The sequence below is a fragment of the Burkholderia cepacia complex sp. TUM26381 genome, assembly GCF_057439935.1.
Genome location: NZ_CM172007.1, coordinates 3335976 through 3350905 on the forward strand (window position 1 = coordinate 3335976; position 14930 = coordinate 3350905).

Here is a 14930-nt window from a genome sequence, read left to right on the forward strand (position 1 = left end):
CGTCAACGGAACGGGACACCGGGTCGAACCGCTAATGGCCGGTTTCGGCTTGTGGCCACGGGCAGAGCGAAAATCGAGCGCGCGACGAAGTAGGGGCGGACGCCCCCGATCAACTATGCTGGAAGCTCACAAGGAGCCGACCATGAAGCCACATGACGTGATGACGATCTTCGAGCGGATGAACGCGGAAGGAAAGGCGGCCGCCGATCTGGACCATGCGTGTGCCGGGTTCGCCGGCTGGTTGGCGGAGGCATGGGGTCGATTGAGTGAGGACGAGATCGCACTGCTGACGTCAATCGGCGCTACGCTGTATCGCGAGGGGTATGCGCGGCGGTACTAGGCAGGTTCGGGGGCTGGCGTGATATATGGGCGGGGCGGACCGAAAGGGCGTATAAAGTCCGAATGACTATCCCCTCCGTGACCGCCGAGTCGGTCCTTGGTCTGTTCCGGCTCATTGCCGAGAGGGAGGAGCGCCGGACTTCTGGCGAGTCGGCCAGGATGGTGGCGCTCCTGGCTCTTGCCGAGCAGCTTGCACGCAACCATCAGGCAATGACCGAAGATAGCTGGGATGCAGCCGTTCGTGTCGGCGGCCTGCTGTTGCGAGCGGAAATGCTCAACAACGACGCTGACACGGTGGCACTTGAGCTGCTAAGCCGGCTGCGGCGGCGGAAATGAAAAGCCGCGTTCGGGCGGAGATGGATTCGAAGAGATCGCCACGCACCGAAGAGGAGCGAGGCTGACAGCCGTCGTCACGTGCAGGCAGCGATCCGCTTCGCAGAGCTCGTGATCGCGATACGCGCCAGGCCACCTTCGGTCAATTCAATTGCGGTAATCGTCTCGGCGCCGCCCTAAGGTGCTCGTTCGAAGGTATAGTGACTCACCCCCTGTGGAGTGACCAACATGTCGACACGCCCGCTTCTTTTCTACAAGGGGTATGAGCTTCATCCCCTCGTCTTCGCCCGCACATTCATTCGCTTTGACGGACATTCCCGCTACGCCGAAGGGTATGACGTTGCGGTGCGGATATGTCGCCCGGGCGCGATAGCAACCTCCGCCGCGAACCGTGTTTTCAGGCTGGACCAACCGCTTGCATTCTCTGACTTTGGAATGGCAAGGCGTGCCGCCCGGCAGCAGGGAGAGGACATCATCGACGGAAAGGTGAGCGGCGCTTCGGTCATCGACATGTGACGAGGCTGCCGATGCCCGGCATCAGCTGACTGGTTCGGGCCGCGAGTTGCTCTCTCGTCGATGGCCGACTTGACCGTCGTTGTTTCTGAAAAACGATCACGTGCGGAGGGTATCCTCCGGCACATTTCTTCGTTCGGTCGAGCGCAGCGATCGGCCACGGCGACGCCAGAAGCCGAACGCACGCGTCATGGGTTCGCTTCCGCGGCGTTCATCGCATCGAAATGACTTGCGATGCCCGGGCAGCGAGCGATCCTCGCGGATATTCCCCCGCCAGGATCGATGCGTGGGCTTGCGCATCAAGGCTGAATCTCGTACGGCGGACATGCCGACAGGCGTGGATCGTCCACCGCGCCACCGACGGTGAAGTGATACAGGGATTGCCAGACATGATCCTTCACGCCGAGCAATGCGTGCATCTCATCATCGAAAAAGCAGCCAATCCCCGTCGCGCGCACACCGGCGGCTTCTGCTTCGAGATAAAGCGCCTGGCCAAGCATGCCGCATTCCCAGAACAGATGGCGATAACGCCAGGGTTGCTTCAACGCGATTTCGAATCTCGCGATCATTCCAAGCGCAAAGCAGGAATCGGCACCGATATCCTGATGGCAGCAAATCAACTTTGCCGCCGCGCGCAAATCGTACGGTAGTAGAAGATAGAGCGGCAGATGGTCCGGCCCGATCTTTTGCCACAACCATTCCGGACGCAGAGATCGCTTGAGATCCGGCAGTGCGGCCGGTGTCCTGACGAGCATATACAGGCCCGGCTCCAGCCCGTCGACGCGGTGCACCAACAGCGCCGCATGCACTGCGGCAGGAGACATCTGCGCATTCCACGGCGGCGTGTCGGGATGTGTCAGCAAGCACGCCAGCATGCTGAATAAAGTCGCGTCGCTGATGCGCGTCGTGCCATCGAAATTCACGGCGCTGCGACGCTGTCTGGCGATTCGGGCGAAGCTGAGATCGAGGGTTGGCGTCGCCGGCGCTGGACACTGCTCCGGATGCGGTGGCGAGGGTGGTCCGCGAGTGTGGGTCTTGTGGGTGGCGCGATGAATCGAATCGATGTCCGGCCAGGCCACATGCCCCGAACTCAGTCGATTGGCGCGTCCGTGCCACTGTGCCCCGTCCAAAGCGATCAGCATGCTCTCGAGATCGGGCCGCGTATCAGGGTTACCAATCCAGAGCAAAAGATCCGGCGCCTCAGTTTCGGCTTCCGTGAAATCTTCGCGGCGGTCCACTCCAAGCAAGCCGGCCACTGCATCATCCGCAACCGACTCCATCAACCGCGTCTGCCAGCCGAGCGCTGCGGCTGCGTAACTCATCGCAGCGATGACATGGCCGCAATCCTGCTGGCAGTAGCGCCAGGCGCGCATGCCGTATTTCCATGCCTCGCGCCAGTGGATCGAGCTTATGCCGACCAGGACACCACTTTCAGAAAACGCCTCGTTCCATCGTGGCTCGTCCACTGAAGCGCGATGTTCAAGCGCATGATCCCGGCTCAGGTAGTGGTAGACGCCTGCGGGCAAGCCGGGCAGAGCCGGACACAGAAGATAGCCCTCGGTCGGATGCAGATTTCCGCTCGAAGGGTTGCAGCGCAGTGCCCACCGCTGGGCACCAAAGGATTTCCACGCCGACAAGCCAAGCGAGAGTTCGAACAGGATTGCCAGACTGGATAGATCGAATCCCTGCGTGGGCGGCAGGGTGCCGCAGCGTAACGCGTTGTAGCAGGTGGCCAGGGTGTCCGCGGCCAACGGCAGAGCAACGCGCGGAGCGCCGTGAAATACGCGAAACGAATCCGGCTGGGTTGCCCAGTCGAGCCCCCCAGGGCCAGGAGCGTAGAAGTTGAGACGGTGCTTGCTGCGTTCGTGATAATCAAGCACCGCACGCCTTGACCGATCCATGTCCCCTCAGACCCGGAATACCCGCACGCGCGGCGAGTGCAGGTCAGAAAGAAGCCGCGCATGGGGTGCACGCGCAAACGGGGGCCACGCTCACGAGATCGTGTACCGGTTCTGGGGCCCCCCCTTGTAAAGGTCTCTGGCAAGTCCCAGAATCCGGTCGCGATTGCGGTCGAAGGCCGCAAGCAAGGCGGGCTCGCCGGAACCCATGTCGGAGTTCAGTTTCGCCAGCATCGCATCGTCGACCAGAAAGGTAATCTCGCGAGAATTGTCGTAACCCCAGAAGCACACACAGTGTCTGGAAGCGTCGTAGGTGCGGCTGGGATTGGGAAAGTTGAGTGTTACGGCGCTATTCCCCATCTAACCCTCCTGACAGATATAACGCCACTTGCTCGCGTTGACATTAATTCGGGCGTCGTTTTCGCGCCGCTTCTCGGCGCGCTCGCTGTCCGCGCGCTTCAGTGCCAAGGCGCGCGCCTTTTTCACGTCAACGTAATCGCCTTGCCTGGCGGGCGTGTCTGGGTTCAGTTCAGTTTGCTTAGGCATGCCGGATCCCAAAAGAAGAAATTCAAGTTTCAGGACCGTCGCGGTGACTGAGTTTCGTCGTCGCCCGCCCCATACGAGGAGCGGACGACGACCCGCGGGCTTGCGGCCGACGGCATCTCTCGCGCACGGAACTGCCGGATCGAACCTCGGACGGAGGCTCGGTTGACGCGCGAAGTTCGCAGCTTCGACGTTCGCGCGCGGGATCGTCGTGGTGAGCCTTCTGCGTAGCTTGCGGACAGGGGGAAGCGTAAGGAGTCGAAGCAAAACCGTCGGTCGCGCGCATCGAACCTCACGAGAATGCGCCCTATACCACGGCCGTGCAAGCGCTATCTCATGTCAGGGCCATGATCGGCCCGCCCCCCAGGCAACGCTACCGTCATCAAAATTTGGGCATGGCGGCCGCCAGCCTTCCTGCCCGATGGCCTGGGACGGGGCGCGTTCATACCATCTTCGTTGAATCGCCTCTTCATTGCCGGTCCTCAACAATCGCCGACAAGCCCTTCCGCCCCCACCTCCCCCGTACCGGCAATCGTCAATCCAACTGTACCGGTACTGTACAGAGAACCGTCGCTAAACTGATCTCCATCCCAGCCTCGAACCGAACGGAGAATCCGCGATGGAATTCCTCACCTTGAGCGCATTGCCCGCCGGCATGCTCTTCGCGCTCGTCACATCGATCACGCCCGGCCCGAACAACACGATGTTGCTCGCATCCGGCGTCAACTTCGGCTTCCGCCGCACGATGCCGCACCTGTTCGGCATCAGCATCGGCGTCGCGATCCTGATGCTCTGCGTCGGCTTCGGCCTCGGCGAAGCGTTCAAGCGCCTGCCGCTGCTGTACACGATCCTCGAAGCCGCAAGCGTCGCGTATCTGCTGTACCTCGCGTGGCGCATCGGCACGTCGGGCGAAGTGAAGGCGCACGGCGCCAAGCCACGGCCGATGACGTTCGTCGAAGCCGCCGCATTCCAGTGGGTCAACCCGAAGGCCTGGATGATGGTGCTGACCGCCGCGACGACGGTCCGCCTGTCCGCCGACTACGGGATGAACGCCGCGTGGATGTCCGTCGTGTTCATCCTGATCGGCTTCCCGTGCATCTGCCTGTGGGCCGCGTTCGGCCTCGGCCTGCGCCGCTTCCTGTCGAACCCCCGCGCGCTGCGCATCTTCAACGTGACGATGGCCGTACTGCTGATCCTGTCGCTGTATCCGCTGATCGCGCACCTGCTGGCGTAGTGAACGCTCACCGCGCGCCCGTTGAGATTCGCCCGATGCAGGCGTACCCTTTTGTTACGAGCGCGCGCCACCGTTTCGCCGGTTGCGCCGCTGCTGCCGGGAGAGTGCCGATGAAGCCACTGCTGAGGGCGGGTGAACACATCGAGGGGATGCACTGGATCGCCGAGTATCACCCGCTCACGCACGAGATTCGTGTGCTGCGCGAAGACATCGAGATCGGCACCTACTGCGCGCCGCCGACGATGTTCGGTGAAGAGGAAGAGATGGGCGCCGCGAACCTCGCCGATCATCGCAGCCGGGAAGCCGCGCTGCGCGCGTATCTGCGCAACTTCGTGAAGCAACACGACGCGGAAGAATAGCCGGCGGCCCGATGGCTGCCGTATCGGCGGGCCGGCGCAGCGCACCGGCCCGCGCTTCGCTCAATGCCCGAGCGACTCGATCTTGCCTGCCGGCTGCGCGACACCATGCGGCCGCGCCATCTGCTTGATCAGCAACGCGATGCACGCGAGCAAGCCCGCAACGGCGATCGTCGCGAACACGCCCGCGAACGAGAAGTGCCGGCGCGTCAGTTCGGCGACGAGGAACGACCCCGCGATCCCGCCGAAGCGGCCGACGCCGAGCATCCACGCGACACCCGTGCCACGCCCTTCCGTCGGATAAAACGCAGCGGCCAGCGCCGGCATCGACGATTGCGCGGTGTTCATCAGCACGCCGGCCACGAACACGACCAGCACGAGCAGCCCGACGTTGCCGGCCGCCTGCCCGATCGCATACACGCTCACCGCCGTCAGCGCATAGCACACGGCGATCACGCGGTTCGCGTTGAAGCGGTCCATCAGCACGCCGCACAACACGGCGCCCACGCCGCCGAGCGGGAACAGCGCCGAGATCAGCGTCGCGCTCTTCGGCGTCAGGCCCGCATCCTTCAGCAGGATCGGCATCCAGTTGATCGACGCGTAGAAGATCACGAGGCCCATGAAGTACGCGAGCCACAGCATCACCGAGCCGACGATGTACGAGCGCGACAGCACGACGCCGAGACCCTTGCTGCCCGTCTGCGGCGCGGCTTCGGTCATCGCGAACGAGCCGGCGTTCAGCGCGTCGCGCGAGATGCGTGCGAGCGTGGCGCGGATCTTGTCCACCTGCTGGCCGCTCGCGACCATGAAGCGCACCGATTCCGGCATCTTCAGCAGCAACAGCACACCGAGCAGCAGCGGTGTCACGCCGCCGAGCATCAGCACGCTGCGCCAGCCGAAATGCGGAATCATCCACGCGGCCAGGAAACCGCCGAACGCCGCGCCGAGCGGGAACCCGCAGAACATCAGGTTGATCACGGTCGCGCGGCGCTTGTCCGGGCAGAACTCGCCCATCATCGTGACCGCGTTCGGCATCGCCGCGCCGAGCCCGACGCCGGTGATGAAACGCAGGATCGTCAGGTGTCCGATCGTGTTCGAAAAGGCGGACATCAGGCATGCAACGCCAAACAGGAACACCGAGCCGAGCAGCAACGAGCGGCGGCCGAGCCGGTCGGACAGCGGGCCCGACACGAGCGCACCGCACGCGAGGCCGAACAGCGCGGCGCTCAGCACCGGTGCGAGATCGGGTTTGGTCAGGTTCCATTCGCCGAGCAGCGACGGTGCGATGAAGCCGATCGCGGCCGTATCGAAACCGTCGAGCAGCACGATCACGAAACACATGAGGAACACGAGCCATTGAAAGCCGCCGAACGGCTGCTCGTTGATGAAGGTCTGGACATCGACCACGGGTGTGCGATTCATCGCTAGTCTCCTGTGTGGATCCAGGTTGGCCCTTTAGCGCTTGCCTGGATCCCATGCTTCGCGGTCGACCGGAGTTCGCGCTTCAGCGCTTGCTCCAGCCCCATGCAAAGCCAGTATGTTTATAAGCGACGCGGCCTCGGAACCGCGTCTTGCCTTTGTTCGCGCACCGGCCATCCGGTGCGCCGCGCGCCGATACTCTGCCGGCGCGTTCATTCATCGTCGACGGCCCGCCAACCATCGACGGCAGGCCCCGGCTCAGGATCGCACTACAGCCGTTGCTTAACCGGCCTCGTCCTGTTCCTTGAAAATCTTGTCCGCGAGATGGAATGCGGAGTTCGCAGCCGGCACGCCGCAGTAGATCGCGGTTTGCAGCAGCACTTCCTTGATCTCGTCGCGCGTCACGCCGTTGTTGCGCGCGGCGCGCAGGTGCAGCGCCAGTTCCTCGCCACGGTTCAGCGCGACCATCATCGCGATGGTCAGCAGGCTGCGCGTATGGCGCGGCAGGCCGTCGCGCGTCCAGATCTCGCCCCATGCATAGCGCGTGATCAGGTTCTGGAATTCGTCGGTCACCTCGGTGCGGTTCTCGATCGAACGGTCGACGTGCGCGTCGCCGAGCACTGCGCGGCGCACCTTCATCCCTGCTTCGTAACGTTCCTGGTCGTCCATCGCCATGCCCTCACGCGTTGAGGAAATCGAGCAGCGCGCGGTTGAAGCCGTCGGTGCACTCGATGTTCGAAATATGCGCGGCGTCGAATTCGATGTGCAGCGCGCCGGGAATCGCGGCAGCGAGCGCGCGGCCCTGATCGGGCGGCGTCGACATGTCCTTCGCGCCGGTCACGACGAGCACCGGCAGCGTGATGCCCTTCACTTCGTCGCGCAGGTCGGCCGCGTTCAGCGCGTCGCAGTTCGCCGCATAGCCATCCTTGTCGGTATGCACGAACGTATCGCGGATCGCGTCGAACAGGCGCGGCTCGCGTTCGACGAATGCATCGGTGAACCAGCGCGGCAGCACGGCGTCGGCGAGCGCGGCCATCCCTTCGGCGCGCGCCTTCTGCGCTCGCGGCGCCCACACTTCCGGCGAGCCGATCTTCGCGGCGGTATTCGACAGCACCGCACGCACGATGCGCGACGGGTAGCGCGCGGCGAGCGCGGCGCCCGTCAGCCCGCCCATCGAGATCCCGCAGAAATGCGCGCAGTCGATGCCGACGTGGTCGAGCAGGCCGATCACGTCGCCGGCAAGCTGCTCGATCGTGTACGAACCGGCCGGCGCGTCGGAGTGGCCGTGGCCGCGCGTGTCGTAGCGCAGGATGTTGAAGTGCTGCGTGAGCGGACGGATCTGCGGCGCCCACATCTGCAGGTCGGCGCCGAGCGAGTTCGAGAAGACGAGCCACGGCGCGTCGGCGCGCGCGGCACGGTCGATCCGGTAATGCAGATTCACGCCGTTGACAGTGGCGAAAGGCATCAATGTTCTCCTGGTTGAGTCGTGCCCGCATGCAGCGCGAGCACGGCGTCGACATAGGCCTGCGCCTCGCCGACGTAATGTGCGGGATCGAGCAGCCGCGCGAGCGCGTCGCGCGACAGGTGGGCCGACACGGTCGCGTCGGCGGCGAGCACGTCGAACAGCGTCGCGCCGGTGCGCACGGCTTCCTTCGATGCGTGCTCGACGACATGGTGTGCGTCGAGCCGGCCGATGCGGTCGCCGAGCGCGAGCATCACGGCTTCGCCGAGGATCAGGCCGTGCGTCAGGTCGAGGTTCGCGGCGAGGCGTTCGGTATTGACGTCGAGGCCCGCGACGATCTGCGCGATCTGCGCGAGCGCGCCGCCCGTCAGGCGCGCGAGGTCGGGCAGCGCATCCCATTCGGCCTGCCAGCCGCCGAGCGCGCGCTCGTGTTCCTGCACCATCCCCGCGAACACGGTCGCAACGAGGTTCGGTGCGCGCACTGCGGCGGTCAGCACGGCCGCGCAGCCGACCGGGTTGCGCTTGTGCGGCATCGTCGACGAGCCGCCCTTGCCGGCGGCGGCCGGTTCGCCGAGCTCGCCGACTTCGGTCTGCATCTGCAGCGACACGTCGCGCGCGATCTTGCCGAGCGTGCCCGTCAGCATGCCGAAGCAGGACGCGGCTTCCGCGATGCGGTCGCGCTGCGTGTGCCACGGCACGGCCGGCGCCGCGAGCCTCAGGTCGGCCGCGAGTGCAGCCGTCACGCCCGCCGCCTGCTCGCGCAGGCTCGCGAGCGTGCCGGCCGCGCCGCCGAACTGCAGCACGAGCACGCGCTCGCGCAATTCGGCGAAACGCGCGCGGTGGCGCAGCAGCGCATCGAGCCATTGGGCGAATTTCAGGCCGAGCGTGATCGGCAGCGCCTGCTGCAGCCACGTGCGGCCGATCATCGGCGTCGCGCGATGAGCGCGCGCGAGCGCCGCGAGCGACGCGCACGCTTCGTCGAGCATCGGCTCCAGCACGTCGAGCGTGTCGCGCAGCTGCAGCACGGTTGCGGTATCGATGATGTCCTGGCTCGTCGCGCCCCAATGCACGAACTTCGCGGCCTCGGGGTCGTCGGCCTTCACCTGCGCGGTGAGCTGCCTGACGAGCGGAATCGCGAGATTGCCGCCGAGCGCCGCGCCATGCGCGAGCGCGTCGGCGTCGAGCCGGCCGGCGTCGCACGCGCGCTCGATCGGCGCGACCGCGGCGGCGGGAATCACCTGCTGCGCGGCGAGCGCACGCGCGAGCGCGGCCTCGACGTCGAGCATCCGCTGGATCGTCGCGCGGGGCGACCAGATCCGGTTGAGCGGCTCGGTGCCGCAGATGAGGGAGGTCAGGCGGGCGCTGTCTTCGAGCATGGCATCAGATAGGGGAAACGGCGTGCGCCTATTGTCCACCCAAGCGTGCCAGCCTGCGCGCGAGCGCACGCGGCGGCACGCCGGCGGTTCACGCAGCGGCCTTCTGCGTCGCGTCGATCAGCGGCACGCCGGTCAGTTTCTGCAGTTCGTCGAACGACAGGTCGGTGAAGATCTCGCTCACCGCGAGGCCGTCGGCCGTCACGTCGAGCACCGCGAGATCCGTATAGATACGGCTCACGCATTGCACGCCGGTGACCGGATACGAGCACTGCGCGACGATCTTGCTTTCGCCCTGCTTCGTCAGGTGCTCCATCATCACGAACACCTGCTTCGCGCCGATCGCGAGATCCATCGCGCCGCCGACGGCCGGAATCGCATCGGGCGCGCCCGTGTGCCAGTTCGCGAGGTCGCCGCTCGCCGACACCTGGAACGCACCGAGCACGCAGTAGTCGAGGTGGCCGCCGCGCATCATCGCGAACGAATCGGCATGGTGGAAATACGCGCCGCCGGTGAGCAGCGTCACGTGCTGCTTGCCGGCATTGATCAGTTCGTCGTCTTCCTCGCCGGGCGCGGGCGCGGGGCCCATGCCGAGCAGGCCGTTCTCGCTGTGCAGGAAGATTTCCTTGCTCGGGTCGAGGTGGTTCGCCACCAGCGTCGGCACGCCGATGCCGAGGTTCACGTATGCGCCTTCGGGGATGTCCTGGGCAACGCGCTTGGCCATTTCATCGCGGGTCAGTCGTTTCATCTCGGTCTCCTCAGGCGGCTTGCAATGCATGTTCGGCGGCCAGCTCGGCTGCATGCGCAGCCTGCGGCACTTCGACGACGCGCTGGACGAAAATGCCCGGCGTCACGATGTGTTCCGGGTTCAGCGCACCGAGCGGCACCACTTCCGACACCTGCACGATCGCGACCTTCGCGGCGCTGGCCATGATCGGCCCGAAGTTGCGCGCGGTCTTGCGATACACGAGGTTGCCCCAGCGATCGCCCTTGTACGCCTTCACGAGCGCGAAATCGGCATGGATCGGCGTCTCGAACACGTACGGCTTGCCGTCGATCACGCGCGTTTCCTTGCCCTCCGCGAGCTTGGTGCCGTAACCCGTCGGCGTGAAGAAGCCGCCGATGCCGGCGCCCGCCGCGCGGATGCGCTCCGCGAGATTGCCCTGCGGCACGAGTTCCAGCTCGATCTCGCCCGCGCGGTACAGCCCGTCGAACACCTGCGAATCGCTCTGGCGCGGAAACGAGCAGATGATCTTGCGCACCTGCTTCGCCTTCAGCAGCGCCGCGAGGCCGGTCTCGCCGTTACCCGCGTTGTTGTTGACGATCGTCAGGTCGCGCGCGCCCTGTGCGATCAGCGCGTCGATCAGCTCGGACGGCATGCCGGCCGTGCCGAAGCCGCCGATCATGATTGTCGCGCCATCGTGGATGTCGGCCACCGCCGACTGGAGCGATTCGAAAATCTTGTTGACCATGTCTCTTCCTGATACGAACCCGCGGCTCGATGCGCGGCCTGTCGAGGGGACACGCGCGTGCCGCGTGCCGCGCCGGGGCCGATGTCGATCCCGGTATTTGTTCGCTATTCGAACCTAGATTCGATTAGCGAACGATGGGCCGATCATAGAGTCGCGCACAGCGCGTTGTCAAGGCGGGTTCCCTCGGGGGCCGTCGCGTCGTCGAACGGCAGGCCGACATAGTTTTCGGCGAGCGACTGCGCGGCGGCCCGCGAGCGCGTCACGTATTTCAGCTCGGCAAACTTCAGGCGATTGACGAACGGCGAATCGTCCGGCGACGCGTGCAGCATGTTCGTCATGAAGTACGAGAAGTGCTCGGCGCGCCACACGCGTTCGAGGCAGGTCGCCGAATACGTGTCGAGCGGCGTCGCGTCGCCCGTCCGGTAGCGCGCGCCGAGCGCGCGGGACAGCGCGCGGACGTCGGCCACCGCGAGGTTCATCCCCTTCGCGCCGGTCGGCGGCACGATGTGCGCGGCGTCGCCGGCGAGGAACAGGCGTCCGTGCTGCATCGTCTCCGACACGAAACTGCGCATCGGCGTCACGCTCTTCTGCGTGATCCGGCCCTCGGTCGGCGTCCAGCCGGTATCGTTCGAGAAGCGCGTGTGCAGTTCATCCCAGATCCGCGTGTCGGACCATTCGGCCAGGTCCTCGTCCGGCTTGCACTGCAGGTACAGGCGCGTGACCGTCGGCGAGCGCATCGAGAACAGCGCGAAGCCGTTGTCGTGGTGCGCGTACACGAGTTCGTCGAGCGACGGCGCCGCATCGGCGAGGATGCCGAGCCAGGCGAACGGGTAGACGCGCTCGAACGTATTCAGCCGTTCGGCCGGGATCGTCTGGCGTGCGATGCCGTGGAAGCCGTCGCAGCCGGCGACGTAGTCGCAGTCGATGCGGTCGGCGCGGCCGTCCGCGTGCTTGAACGTGACGAACGGGTGCTCGCCTTCGACGTCGTGCAGCGCGACATCGCTGACTTCGAAATGCATCGAATGGCCATGCTCGACGCCGGCCGCGATCAGGTCGCGCACGACTTCGTGCTGGCTGTAGACGGTGATCGCGCGCCCGCCGGTCAGTTCGGACAGGTCGATGCGATGGCGCTGGCCGTCGAACAGCAGTTCGATGCCGTGATGTTCGAGCCCTTCGCGGCGCATCCGGTCGCCGAGACCGGCTTCGTTCAGCGTGTCGACCGTGCCCTGCTCCAGCACGCCGGCGCGGATGCGGTTCTCGCAGTATTCGCGCGAACGCGCTTCGACGAGGATGGAATCGACGCCTTGCAGGCGCAGCAGATGGGACAGCAAAAGGCCGGACGGCCCGGCGCCGATGATCGCGACTTGGGTGCGCATTGTTCGTCTCCTGAACATTAATTCGAATCGTCGAACACATTTGAGCGCTTTCCCGACTATGCGGCAACGCGATTCAGGAGATATGTTGTATACGTTTTGACGATACTGGACCGGCGATGGATACGCTCGATCTGAACCTGATTCCCTACCTCGTCGCGCTCGACGACACCCGCAACGTGAGCCGCGCGGGCGACCTGCTCGGCGTGAGCCAGCCGCGCGTGAGCACCGCGCTCGGCCGGCTGCGCGAGTATTTCGGCGATCCGCTGTTCGTGCGCACGTCGCGCGGGATGGAGCCGACGCCGCGCGCGCTCGCGCTGCTGCCGGCCGCCCGCGATGCCCTCGCGCAGATCGAGCGCGGCCTCGTCGCGCCGCACGACTTCGATCCGGCCGAGAGCACGCATACGTTCTCGATCGCGCTGTCGGACGTCGGCGAGATCGTGTTCCTGCCGAAGCTGCTGCAGGCTTTCGCGACACGCGCACCGCATGCGAACCTGCGTTCGGTCTCGCTCGCGCACGACGAAGTCGGGCGTGGCCTCGAAGCCGGGTCGATCGATCTCGCGGTCGGCTACTTCCCCGACCTCGACGGCAACAACTTCTTCCAGCAGCGGTTGTTCACGCACCGGTTCGTGTGCCTGATGCGGCGCGGCCATCCGTTCGAGCAGGCGCCGCCGTTCACGGTCGAGCAGTTCCTCGCGTGCGGGCACGCGGTGGTGCGCGCCGAAGGCCGCAGCCAGGAGGTGCTCGAGAAATATCTGGCGAAGCAGCGCATGCAGCGCCGCGCGGTGCTCGAGACGCCGCACTTCATGAGCCTGCCGTTCATCCTGAGCCGCACCGACCTGATCGCGACGGTGCCGCACGCGATCGGCTATGCGTATGCGGCCGAGCACGCGTTCATCGTGCCCGTCGAGCCGCCGCTCGCCCTGCCGCGCTTCGACCTGAAACAGCACTGGCATCGCAAGTACCACAACGATCCGCGCACCGCGTGGCTGCGCGGCGTCGTCGCGTCGCTGTTCAACGACGAGCAGGACGAATGGCCGAAGTGACGAAGGGCGAGCGGCAGCCCGCACGCACGACCCGCGAAAGCATGAAACAATGGCCGGATATCCGCCGCCGCTGGCGGCCTTCGATGGAGCCACTACATGGGTAAGGGTAAGAAATCCGCAGTGACCGAGCCGGCCGCATCCCGGCCGAGCCGTGAAGAAGCAGAAGACGCCGTCCGCGTGCTGTTGCGCTGGGCCGGCGACGATCCCGCCCGCGAAGGCCTGATCGATACGCCCGCACGCGTCGTGCGTGCATACGAGCAGTTCTTCGCCGGCTATGCGCTGGAGCCGCGCGACATCCTCGCGCGCACGTTCAGCGAAGTCGACGGTTACGACGAGATGATCGTGCTGAAGGACATCCGCTTCGAGAGCTACTGCGAGCACCACATGGTGCCGATCATCGGCCGCGCGCACGTCGCGTATCTGCCGAACCATCGCGTGGTCGGTATCTCGAAGCTCGCGCGCCTTGTCGACGCATTCGCGAAGCGCCTGCAGATCCAGGAAAAGATGACCGTGCAGATCGCCGATACGCTGTTCGACGTGCTGCAGCCGAAGGGTGTCGGCGTGATCCTCGAAGCCGCGCACCAGTGCATCTCGACGCGCGGCGTGCACAAGCCGGGCGTTGAAATGGTCACGTCGCGCATGCTCGGCACGTTCCGCACCGATCCGTCGACGCGGCGCGAATTCCTGTCGATCGTCGCCAATCCTTCTTCAGTCAACCTGACGAATACCTGATGGCGCAGACGAAGCAAGCGGCGCACGCGCCCGTCGTGCTCGTGACCGGTGCCGCGCGCCGGGCCGGGCGCGCGTTCGCCGAGTATTTCGCGAAGCATGGGTATCGCACCGCGGTGCATTACGATCGTTCGGCCGATGCCGCGCAAGCGGCCGCCCGCGCGATCGCCGAACGCGGGCGCGATTCGGTCGCGCTGCAGGCCGACCTGTCGGATGCCGCACAGATCACCGCGCTGATCGACCAGGTGTATGCGCGCTTCGGGCGCCTCGACGTGCTGGTCAACAACGCGTCGGTGTTCTGGCAGGACCATTTCCCGAGCTTCGACCTCGCGGCGTTCGACCAGGCGTGGGCCGTCAACTGCCGTGCGCCGATCCTGCTCACGCGCGCGTTCTACGAACGGGCGCGTGCGGCCGGCACGCAGGGAGTCGTCGTGAATGTGGTCGACCAGAAGATCAAGGAAAACTTTCATCGCGACCACTTCAGCTACACGGTCGCCAAGGCCGCACTCGGCAACCTCACGCAGATGCTCGCGCTGTCGTCCGCGCCGGTGCTGCGCGTGAATGCCGTATTCCCCGGGCTGATGCTGCCGAGCGACGACCAGACGCAGGCCGACTTCGAACACGCGAGCCGCGCGTCGACGCCGCTCGCGCGCATCGCCGGCCCCGACGACGTCGCGAGCGCGATCCTGCTGCTGACGGGCAATGCGTACAACGGCGTGGATTTCGTTGTGGATGCGGGGCAGAACCTGATCCGCGTCGACCAGGACGTGCTGTACAAGCACCGCTCGCCCGCCGGCAAGCACTGACGCACACGGCACGCGCCCGCGCGAACCGGGCGCG

18 protein-coding genes are annotated in these 14930 nt (G+C 65.6%); 8 read left to right on the top strand and 10 right to left on the bottom strand.

Annotated features, from left to right (window positions below; genetic code table 11):
- The first annotated feature begins 142 nt into the window (after window positions 1-142).
- From ACWMMN_RS31795 to ACWMMN_RS31805, 3 genes are all read left to right on the top strand, one after another.
- Entirely contained in the window at window positions 143-340 is a 198-nt protein-coding gene (locus ACWMMN_RS31795; RefSeq protein WP_256086994.1) for a hypothetical protein, read from the top strand.
- Between the two features lie 62 nt (window positions 341-402).
- Complete coding sequence (locus ACWMMN_RS31800; RefSeq protein ID WP_486423653.1) at window positions 403-675, top strand: hypothetical protein; 273 nt, start codon at window positions 403-405, stop codon at window positions 673-675.
- Window positions 676-900: 225 nt separating this feature from the next.
- Complete coding sequence (locus ACWMMN_RS31805) at window positions 901-1188, top strand: hypothetical protein (protein ID WP_486423654.1); 288 nt, start codon at window positions 901-903, stop codon at window positions 1186-1188.
- Between the two features lie 296 nt (window positions 1189-1484).
- Here the strand turns inward: ACWMMN_RS31805 and ACWMMN_RS31810 are convergent, their stop codons facing one another.
- From ACWMMN_RS31810 to ACWMMN_RS31820, 3 genes are all read right to left on the bottom strand, one after another.
- Window positions 1485-3065, bottom strand: a complete 1581-nt coding sequence (locus ACWMMN_RS31810) for a SagB/ThcOx family dehydrogenase (protein ID WP_486423655.1) — start codon at window positions 3063-3065, stop codon at window positions 1485-1487.
- A 111-nt stretch (window positions 3066-3176) separates the two neighbouring features.
- On the bottom strand, window positions 3177-3443 hold the full coding sequence (locus tag ACWMMN_RS31815; RefSeq protein ID WP_174993986.1) for a DUF1488 family protein: 267 nt from the start codon (window positions 3441-3443) through the stop codon (window positions 3177-3179).
- Complete coding sequence (locus ACWMMN_RS31820) at window positions 3444-3629, bottom strand: hypothetical protein (RefSeq protein WP_174993985.1); 186 nt, start codon at window positions 3627-3629, stop codon at window positions 3444-3446.
- A gap of 616 nt (window positions 3630-4245) precedes the next feature.
- Here ACWMMN_RS31820 and ACWMMN_RS31825 point away from each other — a divergent pair.
- Both ACWMMN_RS31825 and ACWMMN_RS31830 read left to right on the top strand, forming a co-directional pair.
- A complete protein-coding gene (locus ACWMMN_RS31825; RefSeq protein ID WP_059238161.1) occupies window positions 4246-4860 on the top strand; it encodes a LysE family translocator in 615 nt (204 codons plus the stop codon).
- A gap of 110 nt (window positions 4861-4970) precedes the next feature.
- Window positions 4971-5219 (top strand): hypothetical protein, encoded by a 249-nt coding sequence (locus ACWMMN_RS31830; protein WP_059238163.1) that lies wholly within the window; start codon window positions 4971-4973, stop codon window positions 5217-5219.
- A 60-nt stretch (window positions 5220-5279) separates the two neighbouring features.
- Here the strand turns inward: ACWMMN_RS31830 and ACWMMN_RS31835 are convergent, their stop codons facing one another.
- The 7 genes from ACWMMN_RS31835 to pobA form a co-directional block, all read right to left on the bottom strand.
- Entirely contained in the window at window positions 5280-6638 is a 1359-nt protein-coding gene (locus tag ACWMMN_RS31835; RefSeq protein WP_059238166.1) for an MFS transporter, read from the bottom strand.
- A 279-nt stretch (window positions 6639-6917) separates the two neighbouring features.
- A complete protein-coding gene (gene pcaC, locus ACWMMN_RS31840) occupies window positions 6918-7304 on the bottom strand; it encodes a 4-carboxymuconolactone decarboxylase (protein ID WP_059240862.1) in 387 nt (128 codons plus the stop codon).
- 10 nt (window positions 7305-7314) lie between these two features.
- A complete protein-coding gene (gene pcaD, locus ACWMMN_RS31845) occupies window positions 7315-8100 on the bottom strand; it encodes a 3-oxoadipate enol-lactonase (RefSeq protein ID WP_059238167.1) in 786 nt (261 codons plus the stop codon).
- Window positions 8100-9473, bottom strand: coding sequence for a 3-carboxy-cis,cis-muconate cycloisomerase (locus ACWMMN_RS31850; protein ID WP_059238169.1), 1374 nt, complete (start codon window positions 9471-9473; stop codon window positions 8100-8102). The genes pcaD and ACWMMN_RS31850 overlap by 1 nt, the downstream gene beginning before the upstream one ends.
- 88 nt (window positions 9474-9561) lie before the next feature.
- Window positions 9562-10218 carry a CoA transferase subunit B gene (locus tag ACWMMN_RS31855; protein WP_059240863.1) on the bottom strand — a complete coding sequence of 219 codons (657 nt, stop codon included), beginning with the start codon at window positions 10216-10218 and terminating at the stop codon, window positions 9562-9564.
- Window positions 10219-10228: 10 nt separating this feature from the next.
- Window positions 10229-10942 (bottom strand): 3-oxoacid CoA-transferase subunit A, encoded by a 714-nt coding sequence (locus tag ACWMMN_RS31860; protein ID WP_256086996.1) that lies wholly within the window; start codon window positions 10940-10942, stop codon window positions 10229-10231.
- 143 nt (window positions 10943-11085) lie between these two features.
- Window positions 11086-12318 (bottom strand): 4-hydroxybenzoate 3-monooxygenase, encoded by a 1233-nt coding sequence (gene pobA / locus ACWMMN_RS31865; RefSeq protein WP_174991754.1) that lies wholly within the window; start codon window positions 12316-12318, stop codon window positions 11086-11088.
- Window positions 12319-12434: 116 nt separating this feature from the next.
- Between pobA and ACWMMN_RS31870 the strand changes: the two genes are divergently transcribed.
- The 3 genes from ACWMMN_RS31870 to ACWMMN_RS31880 all read left to right on the top strand — a co-directional run bounded on the left by ACWMMN_RS31870 (window position 12435) and on the right by ACWMMN_RS31880 (window position 14896).
- Window positions 12435-13361 carry a LysR family transcriptional regulator gene (locus ACWMMN_RS31870; RefSeq protein WP_059238176.1) on the top strand — a complete coding sequence of 309 codons (927 nt, stop codon included), beginning with the start codon at window positions 12435-12437 and terminating at the stop codon, window positions 13359-13361.
- A 96-nt stretch (window positions 13362-13457) separates the two neighbouring features.
- Entirely contained in the window at window positions 13458-14093 is a 636-nt protein-coding gene (gene folE / locus ACWMMN_RS31875) for a GTP cyclohydrolase I FolE (RefSeq protein WP_059238178.1), read from the top strand.
- Window positions 14093-14896: an SDR family oxidoreductase gene (locus ACWMMN_RS31880; RefSeq protein WP_486423656.1), complete on the top strand. Its 804-nt coding sequence runs from the start codon at window positions 14093-14095 to the stop codon at window positions 14894-14896. The genes folE and ACWMMN_RS31880 overlap by 1 nt, the downstream gene beginning before the upstream one ends.
- Window positions 14897-14930 lie beyond the last annotated feature (34 nt).